Annotated in this window: 15 protein-coding genes; 7 read left to right on the forward strand and 8 right to left on the reverse strand. The window is 74.2% G+C overall.

Annotated features, from left to right (window positions below):
- The first annotated feature begins 100 nt into the window (after positions 1-100).
- The 4 genes from ACZ3YO_RS23805 to ACZ3YO_RS23820 are packed head-to-tail and all read left to right on the forward strand — an operon-like array spanning position 101 to position 6,574.
- Complete coding sequence (locus tag ACZ3YO_RS23805; RefSeq protein ID WP_465572608.1) at positions 101-1,810, forward strand: acyclic terpene utilization AtuA family protein; 1,710 nt, start codon at positions 101-103, stop codon at positions 1,808-1,810.
- Positions 1,807-3,405, forward strand: a complete 1,599-nt coding sequence (locus tag ACZ3YO_RS23810) for an acyl-CoA carboxylase subunit beta (protein ID WP_465572611.1) — start codon at positions 1,807-1,809, stop codon at positions 3,403-3,405. Before ACZ3YO_RS23805 ends, ACZ3YO_RS23810 begins: the two co-directional genes overlap by 4 nt.
- 10 nt (positions 3,406-3,415) lie before the next feature.
- Positions 3,416-5,347: an acetyl/propionyl/methylcrotonyl-CoA carboxylase subunit alpha gene (locus ACZ3YO_RS23815; protein ID WP_465572614.1), complete on the forward strand. Its 1,932-nt coding sequence runs from the start codon at positions 3,416-3,418 to the stop codon at positions 5,345-5,347.
- A 39-nt stretch (positions 5,348-5,386) separates the two neighbouring features.
- Entirely contained in the window at positions 5,387-6,574 is a 1,188-nt protein-coding gene (locus ACZ3YO_RS23820) for an acyl-CoA dehydrogenase family protein (protein ID WP_465554221.1), read from the forward strand.
- 18 nt (positions 6,575-6,592) lie between these two features.
- Here the strand turns inward: ACZ3YO_RS23820 and ACZ3YO_RS23825 are convergent, their stop codons facing one another.
- Both ACZ3YO_RS23825 and ACZ3YO_RS23830 read right to left on the reverse strand, forming a co-directional pair.
- The gene (locus ACZ3YO_RS23825; RefSeq protein WP_465572617.1) at positions 6,593-7,255 is read right to left on the reverse strand and encodes a class F sortase; all 663 of its coding nucleotides are present in this window, start codon (positions 7,253-7,255) and stop codon (positions 6,593-6,595) included.
- A gap of 19 nt (positions 7,256-7,274) precedes the next feature.
- The gene (locus ACZ3YO_RS23830; RefSeq protein WP_465572619.1) at positions 7,275-7,952 is read right to left on the reverse strand and encodes a hypothetical protein; all 678 of its coding nucleotides are present in this window, start codon (positions 7,950-7,952) and stop codon (positions 7,275-7,277) included.
- 236 nt (positions 7,953-8,188) lie between these two features.
- On the opposite strand from ACZ3YO_RS23830, the gene ACZ3YO_RS23835 reads away from it, so the two are divergent.
- The 3 genes from ACZ3YO_RS23835 to ACZ3YO_RS23845 all read left to right on the forward strand — a co-directional run bounded on the left by ACZ3YO_RS23835 (position 8,189) and on the right by ACZ3YO_RS23845 (position 13,143).
- A complete protein-coding gene (locus ACZ3YO_RS23835) occupies positions 8,189-9,775 on the forward strand; it encodes a 4-coumarate--CoA ligase family protein (protein WP_465572622.1) in 1,587 nt (528 codons plus the stop codon).
- Positions 9,776-9,908: 133 nt separating this feature from the next.
- Positions 9,909-10,529 (forward strand): TetR/AcrR family transcriptional regulator, encoded by a 621-nt coding sequence (locus tag ACZ3YO_RS23840; protein ID WP_465554215.1) that lies wholly within the window; start codon positions 9,909-9,911, stop codon positions 10,527-10,529.
- A 148-nt stretch (positions 10,530-10,677) separates the two neighbouring features.
- A complete protein-coding gene (locus ACZ3YO_RS23845) occupies positions 10,678-13,143 on the forward strand; it encodes a SpoIIE family protein phosphatase (RefSeq protein WP_465572625.1) in 2,466 nt (821 codons plus the stop codon).
- A 56-nt stretch (positions 13,144-13,199) separates the two neighbouring features.
- Here the strand turns inward: ACZ3YO_RS23845 and ACZ3YO_RS23850 are convergent, their stop codons facing one another.
- The 6 genes from ACZ3YO_RS23850 to ACZ3YO_RS23875 form a co-directional block, all read right to left on the reverse strand.
- Entirely contained in the window at positions 13,200-14,783 is a 1,584-nt protein-coding gene (locus ACZ3YO_RS23850; RefSeq protein ID WP_465572627.1) for an MFS transporter, read from the reverse strand.
- Positions 14,784-14,853: 70 nt separating this feature from the next.
- The gene (locus tag ACZ3YO_RS23855) at positions 14,854-15,399 is read right to left on the reverse strand and encodes a TetR/AcrR family transcriptional regulator (RefSeq protein WP_396323648.1); all 546 of its coding nucleotides are present in this window, start codon (positions 15,397-15,399) and stop codon (positions 14,854-14,856) included.
- A 231-nt stretch (positions 15,400-15,630) separates the two neighbouring features.
- Complete coding sequence (locus ACZ3YO_RS23860; protein ID WP_465554207.1) at positions 15,631-16,023, reverse strand: cell division protein SepF; 393 nt, start codon at positions 16,021-16,023, stop codon at positions 15,631-15,633.
- Positions 16,024-16,291: 268 nt separating this feature from the next.
- Positions 16,292-16,822 (reverse strand): DinB family protein, encoded by a 531-nt coding sequence (locus ACZ3YO_RS23865; protein ID WP_465572631.1) that lies wholly within the window; start codon positions 16,820-16,822, stop codon positions 16,292-16,294.
- Positions 16,823-16,913: 91 nt separating this feature from the next.
- The gene (locus tag ACZ3YO_RS23870) at positions 16,914-17,654 is read right to left on the reverse strand and encodes a TVP38/TMEM64 family protein (RefSeq protein ID WP_465572634.1); all 741 of its coding nucleotides are present in this window, start codon (positions 17,652-17,654) and stop codon (positions 16,914-16,916) included.
- 99 nt (positions 17,655-17,753) lie between these two features.
- Positions 17,754-18,539, reverse strand: coding sequence for a dienelactone hydrolase family protein (locus ACZ3YO_RS23875; RefSeq protein WP_465572637.1), 786 nt, complete (start codon positions 18,537-18,539; stop codon positions 17,754-17,756).
- Positions 18,540-18,560 lie beyond the last annotated feature (21 nt).

Below are 18,560 nucleotides of genomic sequence, written 5' to 3' on the forward strand. Positions count from 1 at the left end.
ATCGCGCAAAAACAAGCAGGCATGATTGCTTTTTTTTCGCCCCGGTGCCACGCTGCTGCGCGACGGCAAGGTTGTGGCCACCGGTAGGGGAGGCGTGCCTGTGGGGTCGCGTGCGGTGTTGCGGGTCGGGAATGCGTCGGGCTTCTACGGGGACCGCTTCTCGGCGGTCCGGGAGATGCTGACGGGCGGGCCGCTGGATGTGCTGACCGGGGACTACCTGGCCGAGCTCACCATGCTGATCCTGGCCAGGGACCGGCTCAGGGATCCCGCCCTCGGCTATGCGAAGACCTTCCTCCGGCAGATGGAGGAGTGCCTAGGTCTGGCGCTGGAGCGCGGGGTGCGGATCGTCGTCAACGCGGGCGGGCTCAACCCGGCCCGACTCGCCGAGGCGATAGGGGAGTTGGCGAAGCGGCAGGGTCTGGCGCCCGCCGTCGCGCACGTCGAGGGCGACGACCTGCTGCCGCGCAGGGCCGAACTCGGGCTGCCTGAGGGGCTGTTGGCCGCCAATGCCTACCTGGGCGCATTCGGGATCGCCGAGTGCCTCGGGGGCGGGGCGGACATCGTGGTCACCGGCCGGGTGACCGACGCGGCGCTGGTCGCGGGCCCGGCGATCGCCCATTTCGGCTGGGGTTCCCACGAGTTGGACGCGCTGGCCGGGTCCGTCGTGGCCGGGCACGTCCTGGAGTGCGGTGCGCAGGCGACCGGCGGCAACTACGCGTTCTTCGGCGAGCACGACGTCACCCGGCCGGGCTTCCCGGTCGCCGAGCTGTACGCCGACGGTTCCAGCGTCATCACCAAGCACCCGGGCACCGGAGGGGCCGTCACCACGGGCACCGTCACCGCCCAACTCCTCTACGAGACCGGCGGAGCGCGCTACCTGGGCCCGGACGTGACCGCCCGCCTGGACAGCGTCCGGCTCACCCAGGAGGGGCCCGACCGGGTCCGGATCGACGGGGTGCGCGGGGAGGCGCCGCCGCCGACCCTCAAGGTCGGGCTGAACCGGCTCGGCGGCCACCGCAACGAGGTGGTCTTCGTCCTCACCGGGCTCGACATCGAGGCCAAGGCAGCCCTGGTGCGGCGGCAGTTGGAGGACGCCCTGTCGCCGCAGGACCGCCCCGCCGAGCTGCGCTGGACGCTCGCCCGGACCGACCACCCCGACGCCGCCACCGAGGAGACCGCCTCGGCGCTGCTGCGGCTCACCGCCCGGGACCGTGACCCGGCCAAGGTCGGCCGCGAACTCGGCAGGGCCGCGGTCGAGTTGGGCCTGGCGGGCTACCCGGGATTCCACCTCACCGCCCCGCCCGGGCCGGGCGCGCCGTACGGGGTGTTCACCGCCGCCCACATCGATGCCGCGGCGATCGGGCACACCGCCGTGCTGCCCGACGGCCGCCGGATCGCCGTCCCGCCGGTGCCGGCGGGCAAGGGCCCGGACGGCGAGCCGCCCGAGCCGGACCTCCCCGACCCGCTCCCCGCAGGCCCGACCCGCCGTGCCCCGCTCGGCCTGGTGGCCGGCGCCCGCAGCGGTGACAAGGGCGGGGACGCCAACCTCGGCGTCTGGGCCCGCGACGACGCCGGCTGGCGCTGGCTCGTGCACACCCTCACCACCGAGCGTCTCCGGCAACTCCTCCCCGAAGCAGCCGGGTTGCCCATCGCCCGGCATCTGCTCCCCAACCTCCGCGCCGTCAACTTCACCCTCACCGGCCTGCTCGGCGAGGGCGTCGCCGCCCAGCACCGGTTCGACCCACAGGCCAAGGCACTGGGGGAGTGGCTGCGCTCCCGCCACCTCGACATCCCGGAGGCGCTGCTGTGACCGTCCTGCCCACCCGCCTCGACCCGGCCGGCGCCGACCACGCCGAGCACCGGGCCGCGATGCTCGCGAAGCTGGAGAACCTCGCCGGGGAACACGCCAAGGCACTGGCCGGCGGCGGTCCCAAGTACGTCGAACGGCACCGCGGCCGCGGCAAGCTGCTGCCGCGCGAGCGGATCGAGCTGCTGATCGACCAGGACTCGCCGTTCCTCGAACTCTCCCCGCTCGCCGCCTGGGGCAGTGACTACCCGGTCGGTGCGGCGCTGGTCACCGGAATCGGCGTGATCGAGGGCGTCGAGTGCGTGATCACCGCCAACGACCCCACCGTACGCGGCGGCGCCAGCAACCCGTGGACGCTGCGCAAGGCCCTGCGCGCCAACGAGATCGCCCTCACCAACCGCCTTCCGCTGGTCAACCTGGTCGAGTCGGGCGGCGCCGACCTGCCCAGCCAGAAGGAGATCTTCATCCCCGGCGGCGCCCTCTTCCGCGACCTCACCCGGCTCTCCGCGGCGGGGATCCCCACCGTGGCGGTCGTGTTCGGCAACTCCACGGCCGGCGGCGCGTACGTACCGGGGATGTCCGACCACACCGTGATGGTGAAGGAGCGGGCCAAGGTCTTCCTGGGCGGGCCGCCGCTGGTGAAGATGGCCACCGGTGAGGAGTCCGACGACGAGTCGCTCGGCGGCGCCGGGATGCACGCCCGCACCTCCGGCCTGGCCGACCACTTCGCCGTGGACGAGCCGGACGCGCTGCGCCTGGCCCGCCGGATCGTCGCCCGGCTCAACCACCGCAAGCCGGGCCCCGGTCCGGACGCGGCCGCCGCGCCGCCGAAGTACGACGAGGAGGAGCTGCTCGGCATCGTCCCCGGCGACCTCAAGGTGCCGTTCGACCCGCGCGAGGTGATCGCCCGGATCGTCGACGGCTCGGACTTCGACGAGTTCAAGCCGCTCTACGGCTCCAGCCTCGCCACCGGCTGGGCGAGCCTGCACGGGTACCCGGTCGGCATCCTCGCCAACGCGCAGGGCGTGCTGTTCAGCCAGGAGTCCCAGAAGGCCGCCCAGTTCATCCAGTTGGCCAACCAGCGGGACACCCCGCTGCTGTTCCTGCACAACACCACCGGCTACATGGTCGGCAAGGACTACGAGCAGGGCGGCATCATCAAGCACGGCGCGATGATGATCAACGCCGTCGCCAACTCCAGGGTGCCGCACATCTCCGTCCTGATGGGCGCCTCCTACGGGGCCGGCCACTACGGCATGTGCGGGCGGGCGTACGAGCCGCGGTTCCTGTTCGCCTGGCCGAGCGCCAAGTCGGCGGTGATGGGACCGCAGCAACTGGCCGGTGTGCTCTCGATCGTGGCCCGGCAGTCCGCCGCGGCCAAGGGACAGCCCTACGACGAGGACGCGGACGCCGCGATCAGGGCGATGGTCGAGCAGCAGATCGAGGCGGAGTCGCTGCCGGTCTTCCTCTCCGGCCGGCTCTACGACGACGGGGTGATCGACCCGCGCGACACCCGGACGGTGCTCGGCCTCTGCCTCTCCGCGATCCACAACGCGCCGGTCGAGGGCGCGCGCGGCTACGGCGTCTTCCGGATGTGAGGGGTTCCCCATGCTGATCACCAACCTGCTGGTCGCCAACCGCGGCGAGATCGCCCGCCGGGTCTTCCGCACCTGCCGGAGCCTGGGCATCGCCACCACCGCCGTCCACTCCGACCCGGACGCCGACGCCCCGCACGTGCGGGAGGCCGACGCCGCCGTCCGCCTGCCCGGCGCGGCGCCCGCCGACACCTACCTGCGCGGCGACCTGATCGTCCGGGCCGCGCTGGCCGCCGGGGCGGACGCCGTGCACCCGGGCTACGGCTTCCTCTCCGAGAGCGCCGAGTTCGCCCGGGCCGTCCGGGACGCCGGCCTCACCTGGGTCGGCCCGCCCCCGGCTGCCATCGCCGCGATGGGCTCCAAGACCGCCGCCAAACGTCTGATGGCCGCCGCCGGCGTCCCCGTGCTGGACGCCGTCACCGACCCCGTCGCCGCCGACCTGCCGTTGCTGGTCAAGGCGGCCGCCGGCGGCGGCGGGCGCGGCATGCGGGTGGTCCGCCGGCTGGACGAGCTGGCCGGACAGCTCGCCGCCGCCCGCGCCGAGGCGGCGAAGAACTTCGGCTCCGACGAGGTGTTCTGCGAACGTTTCCTGCCCACCGGCCGGCACGTCGAGGTCCAGCTGCTCGCCGACGCCCACGGCACCGTCTGGGCGGTCGGCGACCGGGACTGCTCGCTGCAGCGGCGGCACCAGAAAGTCATCGAGGAGGCGCCGGCGCCCGGCCTCTCCGCGCGGCTGCGCGAGGAGCTGCACGCCGCCGCGGTCACGGCCGCGAAGGCGATCGGGTACGCCGGCGCGGGGACGGCGGAGTTCCTGCTGGCGGAGGACGGCCGGTTCTGGTTCCTGGAGATGAACACCCGCCTCCAGGTGGAGCACCCGGTGACCGAGGCCGTCACCGGACTCGACCTGGTCGCCCTCCAACTCGCCGTCGCCGAAGGCGAGAAGTTGACCGGGCGGGCACCGGAGCCGGTCGGCTGCGCGATCGAGGCCCGGCTCTACGCCGAGGACCCGGGCAACGACTGGCGGCCCGCGACGGGCACCCTCCACCGCCTCGAACTCACCTCGCCGCACAGCGAGTTCGGCGGCCGGGGGCGGACGGGCCTGCGGCTCGACTCCGGCGTCGCCAACGGCGGAGAGATCACCGCGCACTACGACGCGATGCTGGCGAAGGTGATCGCCTGGGCGCCGACCCGGTCGGCCGCCGCCCGGCAGCTGGCCGACGCGCTCGCCCGGGCCCGCGTCCACGGGCCCGCCACCAACCGGGAGTTGCTGGTCCGGTCGCTGCGGCACCCGGACTTCCTGGCCGGACGCCTGCACACCGCCTTCCTGGCCGAGCACGCGGCCGAACTCACCATCCCGGACGGCGAACACACGGCCATCGCCGCCCTCGCCGCGGCCCTGGCCGACGCGGCGGCCCGCCGCACCCCGCTACCGTCCGGGTGGCGCAATCTGCCTTCCCAACCGCAGGTCAAGCGCTACCGGGCCGCCGGCGGAGCCGAGTTCGAGGTCCGCTACCGGCTGACCCGTGACGGCCTGCAGGCCGACGGCCACCCCGACGCGGCCCTGGTGTCCTCCTCGGCGGAGCAGGTCACCCTGCGCACCGGGCCGGTCCGCCGGACCTTCGACGTGGCCCGCCACGGCGACCGCGTGTACGTCGACACCCCCGGCGGCTCCACCGTGCTCACCGTCCTGGACCGCTTCCCCGACCCCGCCGCCCACACCGACCCGGGCGCCCTGCTCGCCCCGATGCCCGGCACCGTCGTCCGCACGGCCGCGTCGGTCGGCGACACCGTCACCGCCGGCCAGCCGCTGCTCTGGCTGGAGGCGATGAAGATGGAGCACCGCGTCACCGCCCCGGCCGACGGAGTCCTCGCCGAACTCCGCGCCACCCCGGGCCAGCAGGTCGAACTCGGCACCCTGCTCGCCGTCGTGCAGCCCAAGCCCTGAGAGCCGCGCCGAACCCCCCCGCCCGGAAAGGACCCCCGCATGTCCGCACCGCGCACCACCACCCCCGGAAGCCCGCTGATCGAGACCCCCGAACGCCAGGCGCTGCGCAGCGCGGTGGCCGGCCTCGGCCACCGGTACGGCTCCGCGTACTACCTCGGAAAGGCCCGTGCCGGCGAGGCCGCCGACGAACTCTGGGCCGACGCCGGCAAGGCCGGCTACCTCGGCGTCAACCTGCCGGCCGAGTACGGCGGCGGGGGCGGTGGCATCACCGACCTCGCCATCGTCCTGGAGGAACTCGGCACCGCCGGCTGCCCGTTGCTGCTGCTGATCGTCTCGCCGGCGATCTGCGGCACGGTCATCGCCCGCTACGGCACCGAGGAGCAGAAGCGGCAGTGGCTGCCCGGGCTGGCCGACGGCACTCGGAGGATGGCCTTCGGCATCACCGAACCCGACGCCGGCTCCAACTCCCACCGCATCACCACCGTCGCCCGCCGCGACGGTGACGACTGGCTGCTCACCGGCCGCAAGGTGTTCGTCTCCGGCATCGACCACTGTGACGCCGTCCTGTTCGTCGCCCGCACCGACGACGCGCGCACCGGCAAGCTCAAGCCGGCTCTCTTCATCGTCCCGCGCGAGACCCCCGGCTTCGAGTACCGGCCGATCCCGATGGAGCTGGTCGCCCCGGAGAAGCAGTTCCAGGTCTTCCTGGACGACGTCCGGCTGCCCGCCGAGGCGCTGGTCGGCGACGAGAACGCCGGGCTGCTCCAGCTCTTCGCGGGCCTCAACCCCGAGCGGATCATGACCGCCGCCTTCTCGCTCGGGCTCGCCCGCCAGGCTCTCGGCAAGGCCGTCGGCTACGCCAAGGAGCGCACCGTCTGGTCGGCCCCGATCGGTGCCCACCAGGGCCTCGCCCACCCGCTCGCCCAGTGCGCGGTGGAGATCGAACTGGCCCGGCTGATGACCCAGAAGGCAGGCCTGCTCTACGACGCGGGCGACGACCTCGCCGCCGGCGAGGCCGCCAACATGGCCAAGTACGCGGCCGGCGAGGCCGCCGCCCGCACCGTCGACCAGGCCGTGCAGACCCTCGGCGGCAACGGGCTCACCCAGGAGTACGGGCTGGCCACCCTGCTCGCCGCCACCCGGGTCGGCCGGGTGGCGCCGGTCAGCCGGGAGATGGTGCTCAACTACGTGGCCCAGCACACCCTCGGCCTGCCCAAGTCCTACTGACCGCCGGCCGGCCGCGGGTCACCTGACGGAGGAGAGATGGGCGAAGACCACGGTGTTGGACTCGTAGCCGGTGCGCCGGTCGAACCGGCCGCCGCAGGTGATCACCCGCAGCTCCGGCCGGTCGGTCGCGCCGTACACCAGGGCGTCGGGGAAGTCCTTCTTGGCGAACACCCGTACCTGGTCGATGGTGAACACCGCAGTGCGCCGGTCCTTGCGGACCACCTCGACGGTGTCGCCGGCGCGCAGCAGGCCCAGCCGGTAGAAGACGGCCGGCCCGGTGCGGTTGTCGGCGTGCCCGACGGTGATCGCGTTGCCCTGCGCCCCGGGGGTGACGCCGTCGCGGTACCAGCCGGCCAGGTTGCGCTGGTCCATCGGCGGGCTGGCGAGGTGCTCGGCGGGGTCCAGGCCGAGGCCGACCACCGGGGCGTCGACCTTGATCGACGGAATCCTGATCCGGGTGGGCGCCGACACGGGCAGCGGCGCGTGCGCGGGCAGGACGGGCACCGGTGACGGCGGCCCGCCCGCCGTCACCGGCGCGGGGGCCGGAGCCGGTGCGGCGGCCGGAGCGGGCGGCAGCGGCGGCCCGCCGCCGTCCGCGCTGCCGTCCTGCACCAGCCACACCCCGGCGACCACCGCCACGGCGACGGCCCCGGCCGTCAGACGGCCGGGGCCGAGCCGCACGGGGCGGCGGTGCCGACGGTCAGGACTCGGCATTGCGTCCGGCGCGCCGGCGCAGCGTGCGGACACCGAACCACGCCGCGGCGGCGATCAGCGCCGAGCCGCCGAGCATCTCCGCGCTGTTGGGCCCGGAGGTGCCGCCGCCGCCGGTGCCGACCCCGCCGTGCGGCCCGCCGCCGGGCTTCGGCGAGCCGCTGGGCGGGCCGCCGGGGGAGTGGCCGGGCGAGGCCGACGGCGAGGGTGACCCGCTCGGCGACGGCGATCCGGAGGGTGACGGGGAGGAGGAGGCGCACTGAACGTCGAACACCTTGTGCTTGGCACTGCCGTTCTCGCCTACGAACGTCCAGTTGAGCCGGTAGTGCCCGTCCGGCAGGCTGTAGTCGGCCGTCCTCCCGGTGCCGTCGGCCAGCGCCAGGGCCCCGGCCAGGACCAGCGCGTTGCCGGTCGGCGGCTGCTGCTCGACCGTCCAGTTGACCAGCGTGACGGTGTCGAAGTCGAAGGCGTCCAGGTAGAACTGGCAGACCTTCGGGTCGTCGTTCCGGCTGTCCGGCGAGGTGGCGCTGTCGTGCACCTTGACGTCGCCGTTGTCGCCCGGCGCGGCGAGGGCGAGCGGCGCGGCACCGAAGGTCAGTGCGGCGGCCGCCGCGGTGGCGGTCATCAGCCGGCGGGGGGAGGACGGCAGAAAGGCAGTGCGTCTCACGGTGGGGGTGCTCCCTGGTCAGGGCCGCGCTCGGGGGCGGGCGGCCATGCGCACACCGTCCGGTCTTCCCGCCGCACGCGGCAAGCGTGCCACGCGCGCTTCCCCGATCGTTCGTCACATTGGCGCAGTACCGCGTGACTGTCCGTATGCTCCTGTCCCGCGCGCCCGGCCGGCCGCTCTCCAGCGCCTTCGCCGGGCACCCGATCGTGCGTCAACTACCTATTTGGAGGCACGCCTTGGTGTTCCGCAGTGAGTTCCCGGACGTCGCGATCGTCGACCTGCCGATCCATGACGCGGTGCTCGGCGCGGCCGAGCGCTACGGCGACCGGCCGGCCCTGGTGGACGGTGTCACGGGGGAGACGGTCAGCCACGCCCGGCTCGGTGCGGCCGTGCGGCGGGTGGCCGCCGGACTGGCCGAGGCGGGCGTGCGCAAGGGCGACGTGGTGGCGTTGTTCAGCCCCAACACGATCGGCTACCCGATGGCCTTCTACGGCGCCACCCGGGCCGGCGCGACCGTCACCACCGTCTCCTCCCTCGCCACCCCCGGCGAGCTGGCCGGCCAGCTCGCCGACAGCGGCGCCCGCTGGCTGGTCACCGTCTCGCCGTTCCTCGCCACCGCCCGCCAGGCCGCCGGCCAGCTCGCCGCCGAGGGCTGCCCGCCGGTCGAGCTGATCGTGCTGGACGGCGCCGAGGGCCACCGCTCGCTGGCCGACCTCCTCGCCGCCACCGGCCCGGCGCCCGACGTCGTCATCGACCCCGGCCACGACATCGCGGTGCTGCCCTACTCCAGCGGCACCACCGGGCTGCCCAAGGGCGTGATGCTCACCCACCGCTCGATCGCCACCAACCTGGCCCAGACCGACGCCCTCTACCATCCGGAGGAGGGCGAGCGGATCCTCGCCGTCCTGCCCTTCTTCCACATCTACGGCCTGGCCGCCCTGCTCAACCAGCCGCTGCGGTGCGGCGCCACCGTGGTCGTGCTGCCCCGCTTCGACCTGGAGCAGTTCTGCCGCACGATCGAGGAGCAGCGCGTCCAGGCCCTGATCGTGGCCCCGCCGATCGCGCTCGCCCTCGCCAAGCACCCGATCGTCGACCGCTTCGACCTCTCCTCGGTCGAGTACCTGCTCTGCGCGGCCGCCCCGCTGGACAACGAGCTGGCCGCCGCCTGTGCCCGCCGGCTCGGCCTGCCGCGCGTCCTCCAGGGCTACGGCATGACGGAGCTGTCGCCCGTCTCGCACGTCGTCTCCCCGACGGAGACGGACCCCTCGCCGGGCTCGGTCGGCCGGATGGTCCCCTCCACCGAGCTGCGCGTCACCGCCCTCGACGGCACCCGCGCCGACCTCGGCCCCGGCGAGCGGGGCGAGCTGCTGATCCGCGGCCCGCAGGTGATGAGGGGCTACTTCGGCCGCCCCTCCGAAACGGCCGCCACGGTCGACGCCGACGGCTGGCTGCACACCGGCGACGTCGGGTACGTCGACGAACGCGGCTACCTGTACATCGTCGACCGGGTGAAGGAGCTGATCAAGTACAAGGGGTACCAGGTCGCCCCCGCGGAGCTGGAGGCGCTGCTGCTGAGCCACCCCGGAATCGCCGACGCGGCGGTGATCGGCGTGACGGACGCGGAGGGCACCGAGCGCCCCAAGGCCTTCGTGGTGCGCGCCCCGGGCAGCACGCTCACCGAGGAGGAGGTCGCCGCCTTCGTGGCCGGGCAGGTCGCGCCGTACAAGAAGGTGCGCGCGGTGGAGTTCCTGGACGCCGTCCCGAAGTCCCCCGCCGGCAAGATCCTCCGCCGCGAGCTGCGCGCCCGCGAGGCCGCCCGCTGACCCCTCCCCGGCCCGCGGGGCGGCTGCCGGACCTGCCGCGGACCACGCCACCGCACCTGCCACCGGGCAGTACCCGGAGATCTGCGAGGATCGACCCGCCGCGCCGCCGCACGAACAGGACCAGCCGCCGACGATGACCAGCCACCCCGCCGCCCGCACCCCGCAGCAGGACCGCAGCCGCGCCACCCGGCAACGGCTGCTGGCGGCGGCCGTCGACTGCCTCGCCGAGGTCGGCTGGAACGGCTCCACCGTCAGCGTCGTCGCCGAGCGCGCCGGCGTCTCCCGCGGCGCGGCCCAGCACCACTTCCCGACCCGCGAGGACCTCTTCACCGCGGCCGTCGAGCACGTCACCGCCGAGCGGCTGGCAGCCGTCCGCGCCCACGCGGACGAGCTGCCGCCCGCCGGCCCCGCCCGCACCGAGGCCGTCGTCGGCATGATCGTGCGCCTCTACACCGGTCCGCTGTTCCGCGCGGCCCTGCACCTGTGGGTCGCCGCCGCCACCGAGGAGCCGCTGCGCGAGCGCATCGTCGCGCTGGAGGGCCACGTCGGCCGCGAGGCCCACCGGGCCGCCGTGGACTTCCTCGGAGCCGACGAAACCGTGCCCGGCGTACGCGAAACCGTCCAGGCCACCCTCGACATGGCACGCGGTCTCGGACTGGCCAACCTGCTCACCGACGACAGCGCCAGACGATCCGGGGTGATCCGGCAGTGGGCAAGCGTTCTGGAGGGTACGCTGCGGCCGGTACGCCCATGACGCCCGTACACCCGGATGCCCGGAACGCCTCCTGACCAAAGGGGTCGCCGGGCGGCCGATGTCCGTGCAGTCTGGAGAAGAACCCGGCCGGCGGACCGCGAGGCCCCCGCCCGGCCGGGCACGAGCCGAACCGGGGTGCTGCCTGATCATGCACGGACACGAGTGGGACGCGACCGACGCCGCCGGACCCGCACCGGGCGGAGCCCACGCACGCCTGGACGGCCATCGACTCGTCCCGCTCGCCACCGCCCTGCTCCAGGACGACGGTCTGATCCTGCACTGGAGCGAGGACGCCGAGGCCCTGCTCGGCTACTCCGCCGACGAGGTCGTCGGCAGGTACGCCGCCCGGCTGCTCACCGACGAGTCCGACCGCCCCGAGGTGCTCGCCCTGTTCGAGCGCATCCTGAGCGGCAAGGGCTGGTCCGGTGTCTTCCCGGTCCGCCACCGGGACGGCCACCTGGTCGAGCTGGAGTTCCGCACCTACCCGATAGCCGGCCCCGGTGGCACCCTGCTGCTGCTCGCCACCGCCTCCGACACCCAGGCCCTGCACCGGGTCGAGGCCGACCTCGCCGTCCTCGACGGCATCTTCGGCCAGTCCCCGATCGGCATGGCCGTCTACGACACCGACCTGCGGTACGTCCGTCTCAACGAGGCGCTCGCCCGGATGAACGGCGTCTCCGTCGAGGAGCACCTCGGCCGGCGGATCAGCGCCGTCCTGCCCGGCATCAACAGCGCCGAGATAGAACAGACCATGAGACAGGTGCTGGTCACCGGCCGGCCCGTGGTCGACGCCCGCTCGCACGGCCGCGTCCCCGGCGACCCGAAGCGCGACCGCGCCTGGTCGGCCTCCTACTTCCGGCTGGAGGACTCCACCGGCCGGGTCTTCGGCGTCTGCTCCTCCATCATCGACGTCACCGAGCGCTTCCAGGCCGAGGCCCGCGCCTCCCGCGCGCAGGAACGTCTCGCCACCATCGCCGAGGCCACCGCCCGGATCGGCACCACCCTCGACCTCCAGCGCACCGCCGAGGAGCTGATCGAGGCGGTCGTCCCGCGGTTCGCCGACTTCGCCACCGTCGACCTGCTCGAACCCGTCCTGCGCGGCGCCGAACCGACCCCCATCCCGGACGACCGCACCGTCCAGTTGCGCGCCGTCGCCGTCGGCGAGTCCTACGAGTCCGGCCTCGTCCACGCCGTCGACACCGTCGGCGAGGTCTCCGAGTACGCGCCCGACCGCAGCTACACCCAGTGCCTGCGCAGCGGCCGCCCGCTGCTGCGCGCCCACGTGGACGCGGAGGTGCTGCGCGGCCTGGTCGCCACCCCCGAGCGGGTCGGGCCCGGCATAGAGGCCGGCATCCACTCGTACCTGATGGTGCCGATGACCGCCCGCGGCATGGTGCTCGGCGGCGCCGAGTTCATCCGGATGCGCAACCCCGAGCCGTTCACCGCCGCCGACGTCGCCCTCGCCGAGGAGCTGGTCGCCCGCACCGCGCTCGCCATCGACAACGCCCGGCTCTACCGGCGCGAACGCGAGACCGCGCTCACCCTGCAGCGCAGCCTGCTGCCGCAGGAGATCCACCGCACCCTCGGCCTGGAGATCGCCTACCGCTACCTGCCCAGCAGCGTGGTCAGTGAGGTCGGCGGCGACTGGTTCGACGTCGTCCCGCTCTCCTGCGGCCGGGTCGCCCTGGTCGTCGGCGACGTCATGGGCCACGGCATCCGCGCCGCCGCCACCATGGGCCAGCTGCGCACCGTCGCCCGCACGCTCGCCACCCTGGACATGCCGCCCGAGCAGGTGCTCACCCGACTGGACGAGACCGCCTCCGGTATCGGCGAGGGCCAGTTCGCCACGTGCATCTGCGCCGTCTACGACCCGCTGGAGCGCACCGTGCAGGTCGCCTCGGCCGGGCACCTGCCCCCCGTCTGGGTCGGCCCCGACGGTACCGCCCGCAGGATCGACGTCCCCCCGGGCGTGCCGCTCGGCGTCGGCGGCGTGGCCTTCGAGTCGATCGAGTTCACCCTCCCCGAGGGAGGCATGGTCGCCCTCTACACCGACGGCCTGGTCGAGCGGCGCGGCCAGGACCTCGACGACGGCATCGACCTGCTGGCCGAAACCCTCTCCGGCCCCGGCCGCACCCTGGAGGAGAGCTGCGACGCCGTCCTCGGCGCGCTGGTCACCGACGGGACCGAGGACGACATCGCGATGATCATGGCCCGGGTACTGCCGCTGCCCGCGGACCGGATCGCCACCCTCCCGCTCACCGGCGGCGGCCGGCTCCCCGGCAAAGCCCGCCGCTTCACCCGCGCCGCCCTCGACGGCTGGGGTCTGTCCGCCCTCTCCGACTACGCCGAGCTGCTGGTCAGCGAGCTGGTCACCAACGCCCTGCTGCACGCCGACGCCCCGCGCCGGCTCCGGCTCTTCCGCGACCGGGTGCTCACCGTCGAGGTCGCCGACGCCGGCGGGCAGACGCCCCAGCTGCGGCCCTTCGCCGAGCAGGACGAGGGCGGCCGCGGCATGTTCCTGGTCAGCGAGCTCGCCCAGCGCTGGGGCAGCCGGCTCACCCGCGACGGCAAGGTGGTCTGGGCCGAGCTGGAGCTCCCCTTCGGGACGGTCTGACGGCTCCCGGGTAGACGGGAACCCCGCGCCCGGTCGGGGCGAGGGGTCCCGTGCGGTCAGGCGCCCACGTTCTCCGGCACCTGCGCCGCCCGCTGCTGCTCGGTCTGCGCGCGGCCCGCGTGCTCCTGCGCCGCCTGCGGCAGCCCCTTCAGCAGGCGCCAGGCCAGGGCCGACGCGGCCAGCAGCAGCGCGGCGGCCAGGACCGCCGCCACGTTCATGCCGTGCACGAAGGCGTCCCGGGCGCTGCCGAGCAGCGGCCCGGCCACCGTCTGCGGCAGGCCGTGCGCGGCCTCGACGGCGCCGCCGAGCGACTCGCCGGCCCGGGCGGTGGCCTCCGCCCCGGCATCGGCCGGGACGGCCAGTGCGCCGGTGTACAGCGCGCCGACCACCGAGCCGACCAGCGCGATGCCGAGCGCGGTGCCCAGCTCGTACGCCGTCTCGGAGACGGCCGAGGCGGCGCCCGCCTTGTCGGCGGGCGCGGCGCCCAGGACCAGGTCGGCGCTGAGCGTGTACACGACGCCCTCGGCGGTGCCGACGATCAGGAAGGCGGCGGCGAGCAGCAGGTACGTGGTGTCCTGGTGCACCCAGCCGATCAGGCCGAGGCCGATGCCCATGGCGAGCAGGCCGAGCGTCAGTGCGGCCCGGGCGCCGGTGCGCCGGGCCAGCCGGGCGGTCAGCAGCCCGCCGACCACCGCGCCGGCGAAGGCCGGCAGCTCGGCCAGGCCGGCCTTGAGCGGCTCGTATCCGCGGACCAGCTGGAGGTACTGGGAGGTCACGAAGACCACGCCGGAGAGGCCGATGAGCGCGGTGAGCGAGGCCAGCACTGCGCCCGTGAAGCGGCGGTCGGCGAAGAGCCGGACGTCCAGCAGCGGGGTGGGCAGTCGCAGCTGGCGGCGGACGAAGACGGTCAGCGCGGCGGCGCCGAGCACGGCCGCGACCGGCACGTCCCAGCGGGCCACGCCGTGGGCCGCGGCCTCCTTGATCGCGTAGACCACGCCGATCACACCGGCCAGCGACAGCAGCACGCTCAGCACGTCCCAGCGGCCCGGCTTCGGGTCCTTGGACTCGGGCAGCAGCCAGGCACCGAGGACGAGCAGCAGCACCAGCACCGGGATGTTGAGCAGGAACACCGAGCCCCACCAGAAGTGCTCCAGCAGCACCCCGCCGACCACCGGGCCGAGCGCGGCGCCGGCGGTGGCGGCCGCGCCCCAGATGCCGATCGCGGTGGCCCGCTCGCGGTCGTCCGGGAAGAGGGAGCGGATCAGCGACAGGGTGGACGGCATGATGGTCGCCCCGGCCACGCCGAGCAGCGCGCGGGCCAGGATCAGCCAGCCGGCGCTCGGCGCGTAGGCGGCCAGCAGCGAGGCGGCACCGAACGCGGAGGAGCCGGCCAGCAGCAGCTTCTTGCGGCCGATCCGGTCGCTCAGCGATCCCATGCTGACCAGCAGGCCGGCCAGCACGAAGGAGTACGCGTCACCGATCCAGAGCAGCTGGGTGCCGCTGGGGTGCAGCGTCTCGCTGATCGACGGTATGGCGAGGGAGAGGACGGTCGCGTCGACGGCGACCAGGGTGACGGCCAGGACGAGGACGGCGAGGCCGGTCCAGCGCTGGCGGGGGCGGGTGAGGACGGTGCTGCTCATGGGTATCGGTTTCCGGCCGCTGCTCCGAGGGCCTGTGATCCGAGGTGCTGTGGGTGGGGGGGCTGGTGGACTACGGGCGGCGCAGGGCGCCGCCGAGGAAGAGCTCGGCGAGTGAGAACGCGGCGTCGCGCGGGGCGAGCCGGCCGTCCTGGATGGCCCAGCCGATGCCGGCCACCAGGTCGAAGAAGGCCTCGCTGAGCCATCCGGCGGAGAGCTCGATGCGGAAGACACCCTGCTGCTGGCCCCGCAGGAAGAGCGCGTGCAGCCGGGAGATCTGCGACTCCCAGAGGTCGTTGATCTCGTCGTCGTCGTAGAGCTGGTTCTCGCCGGCGAGGAAGGCGCAGAGCGCGGCGTCCGGGACGGTGGCGTCGACCAGGCGGCGCAGTGCGGTGTGCGCGTCGCCGTCCTCGACGGCGGCGGTGTCGAGCGCGGCCCCGAACCGCTGCAGGCCGAGCAGCCCGACCTCGCGGATCAGCGCCTCCCGGCCGGGGAAGAGCCGGTGCAGGGTGGCGCGGCTGATGCCCGCGGCGCGGGCGATCTCGTCGAGGTGGGCGGTGGGGCGGCGGGAGAGCACGCCCACGGCGGCCTCGAGGACGGAGTCGCGGTCGGTGGCCATGGGGCGAGTGTACGTCGAATGAGACATGGATGTCTCAATAATTTCTCCGGAGCCTCATCTGAGGCGGGAGGGGCCGGTGTGGCGGCAGCAAAAAACCGGGGACGGCGGTGCCGTCCCCGGTCGTGCGCGCTGTGCGGCCGGCGGGCTCTGCTCGGGCCCGGTCGTGCCCGGGCCCGGCTCTGCTCGGACCCGACTGCGTTCGGGCCCGGCTCCGCTCGGCGCCGGTCGTGCTCAGCTCTGGTTGTAGAAGCCGGTGTCGTCCAGCGGGCGGTCGATCACCATGACCTCGACGTCCGCCGGGGTGAGCAGGAACACCCGGCGGGCGATCCGCTCGATGCCGCCGCGGGTGCCGAAGATCAGGCCGGAGGCGAAGTCGACCATGCGCTTGGCCTCGGCCTCCTCCATCTCGGTGAGGTCCATGACCACGGGCGTGCTGGCCCGGATGTGCTCGCCGACCGTCCGGGCGGCCTCGAAGCCCGTCGGCCGCAGGGAGACGATCTTCGTGGGAGCGGGGGAGGACGGTACCGTCTCCTGCTCGATCCACTCGTCGTCGTACACCGCGGCCGGGTAGTTCCCGGAGGGCATCAGCCACCCGTTGTGGTGCTCGTCGCGAAGTGCTCCCATGCCGCGCCTCCCTGCCTCGTTCCGTACAGGTCCCCCGGTGCGCGTGTCCTTTTGACACGTCATCCACTCGTCGGAACTGTCCGAGTATCGCACTGATCACCGGTCCCGTGCCCGCTCGCGACCCCCGTACGAGTCGTGCCGCGCCGGAAACCCGGGCGAACCCGGGCAACTGTTGCGACGCAGCGGAACGGCGGACGGTTGCGCGCGTAGACCATATCGGTCGCGGTCACCGCTTAATTGACCTTCTGTCAACAATGCGGGAACGATTTCACTCGCCGGTTGTGCCGTCCACCAGCTCCCGCAACAGGTCGGCGTGGCCGTTGTGCCGGGCGTACTCCTCGATCATGTGCACCAGGATCCAGCGGAGCGTCACCTGCTCGCCCCGGCGGTCGCGCTTGCCCACCGTCTCCAGCGGCAGGCCCTCGCAGGCCGCGCGGGCCGCCGCGATCTGGGCCTGCCAGGTGGCGAAGTCCGCCTCGGCGTCGGCGGCGTCGACGAGGTCGAAGTCGCCGTCGGGGTGCTGCTCGCTCCAGTAGAGGCCACCGGGGCCGGTCTCCTCGCCGAGCAGGATGGCGCGGAACCAGAAGCGCTCCACCTCCGCCATGTGCCGGACCAGGCCGAGCAGGGAGAGCGAGGACGGCGGGACGGATCGCAGCCGCAGCTGGTCGGCGCTCAGGCCCGCGCACTTGACGGAGAGGGTGGCACGGTGGAAGTCCAGCCAGGCGGTCAGCATGGCGGTCTCGTCCGCGGCGAACGGGGGCTCGGACCGGGTGGTGGCGGTCGTCACGGGGGCTGTCATGGCGGTCATCCTGGCGCAGGGGTACGGCGGAAGCCACCGATTAGTCGGCGGGGCGCGCGCGGCGCCGGGGTGCGGCGGGGTCGGCGGGCGCTCAGGCGGCGGCCGAGCGCCGCCGGGACGCGGCCCGCCAGAGCGAGACCAGGCTCACCACGACCAGGGCGGCGATCGCCCCGGCCGACACGAGGAACGCCGCCGACCCGGGCTCGCCCGCACTGGCCGCCGCCGTCACGTAGACCGCCGTGGTCGGGACGACGCCCAGCGCGGTCGCGGTCAGGAACGGCAGGAACCGTACGCCGGAGAAGGCCGCGCCGTAGTTGCCGGCCTGGAAGGGCAGTCCGGGCAGCAGGCGCAGCAGCAGCACGCTGCGGAACCCCTGCTCGGTGAACCGCCGGTCCAGCGCGGTGAGCATCCGCCCGCGCAGATAGGGGCGCAGTGCCTCGCGTCCGAGCAGCCGCCCGAGCACGAAGGCCATCGCGGCCCCGAGCGTCGTCCCCAGTACGGCCAGCAGTACGCCCTGCTGGATGCCGAGCAGCAGGCCGGCCGCCGCGTTCAGCGCCGGCCGCGGCACGAAGGCGAGCGTCCCCACGGCGTAGACGGCGGTGAACGCGGGCGCCAGCCAGTACCCCGGCATCCCGGCGGGGAGTCCGCCGGAGAGCAGCGCCGTCGGGCTCCAGAGCAGCAGCGAGCCGGCCGCCGCCGCGAGGATCACCACCAGCAGGGCGAACCGCAGCCACGACGAGCGCAGCGGCGGGTGCGGGTCGGTGTCGGAGGGCTTCGGCGGGGCCGGCGCCGCGGGCGTGGCGGCCGGTGCGGGCGATGCGGGGAGGGGCACGGCCCCGAGCCTAATCGGTGGGCCGTCGAGCCCCGGGGGCAGGTCCGGGGCGCGACGGCCGGGCCGGCGGGCCCGGGGAGGAGACGTGCGGGGGTGGGGTCAGGCAGGCCTGGACGCGTCGGGGCGGGCCAGGAAGGCCAGCAGTCGCAACCAGGCCGTCCTGGCCGCTTCGGCGTGCTCGGCCTCGCCGCGCTCGAAGAAGTTGTGCGGCGCCCCGGGGAAGGTCGTGAACTCGTGCGGACAGCCGGCTTCGGTGAGCGCGGCATCGAAGGCGGCGACGGCGGCGGGGGGGATGTGTTCGTCGGCCCCGGCCCAGAACGCGAGGACCGGGGCGGTGAGGCCGGGGGCGAGCTGGGTGGGGCCGGGGGCCCCGTTGAGGGCGTCGGGGTAGCCGTAGAAGCCGACCGCGCCGGCCAGGCCGAAGCGGGGGGCGGCGGCGCGGAACGCCTGGCGGCCGCCGAAGCAGAAGCCGAGCGCGACCACCTCGGCCGCGCCCGACTCCCGGAGACGGGTGACGCCTGCGGAGAGGTCGGCGTCGAGCCCGTCCGGGGTGAGGGCGAGCAGGTGCGGCAGCAGGTTCGGCAGTTCGCCGAATTCCGGGGCGCGCATTTCCGGGTCGGGCCCGGCGGTGCGGCCGTAATAGTCCAGGGCGAGCGCCGGGTGGCCCTGTTCGGCGAGCCGGACGGCGGTCTCCCGATAGAAACCGGAAAGGCCCTTGTTGTCGGGCAGGACGAGGACTCCCGGGCCGGTGGGGAATTCCGGCCTGGCCAGGAAGGCGGCGAACGCGGTGCCGTCGGCGGACCGCAGGGTCACCCGGGTGGCCTCGGCGATCGCGCTGGTGGGAGGGGTGAAAGCAGGCGGCGCGGCATGGGCGTCATAGCACACGGGAAAGGACTCCACGGGTCG

The organism is Kitasatospora sp. NPDC022785 (assembly GCF_055561295.1).

Bases quoted from the DNA above. Each gene is read 5' to 3' on its own strand.
- ACZ3YO_RS23860 (WP_465554207.1), bottom strand. From the start codon at position 16,023: ATGGGAGCACTTCGCGACGAGCACCACAACGGGTGGCTGATGCCCTCC.
- ACZ3YO_RS23850 (WP_465572627.1), bottom strand. From the start codon at position 14,783: ATGAGCAGCACCGTCCTCACCCGCCCCCGCCAGCGCTGGACCGGCCTC.
- ACZ3YO_RS23855 (WP_396323648.1), bottom strand. From the start codon at position 15,399: ATGGCCACCGACCGCGACTCCGTCCTCGAGGCCGCCGTGGGCGTGCTC.
- ACZ3YO_RS23840 (WP_465554215.1), top strand. From the start codon at position 9,909: ATGACCAGCCACCCCGCCGCCCGCACCCCGCAGCAGGACCGCAGCCGC.
- ACZ3YO_RS23845 (WP_465572625.1), top strand. From the start codon at position 10,678: ATGCACGGACACGAGTGGGACGCGACCGACGCCGCCGGACCCGCACCG.
- ACZ3YO_RS23815 (WP_465572614.1), top strand. From the start codon at position 3,416: ATGCTGATCACCAACCTGCTGGTCGCCAACCGCGGCGAGATCGCCCGC.
- ACZ3YO_RS23820 (WP_465554221.1), top strand. From the start codon at position 5,387: ATGTCCGCACCGCGCACCACCACCCCCGGAAGCCCGCTGATCGAGACC.
- ACZ3YO_RS23865 (WP_465572631.1), bottom strand. From the start codon at position 16,822: ATGACAGCCCCCGTGACGACCGCCACCACCCGGTCCGAGCCCCCGTTC.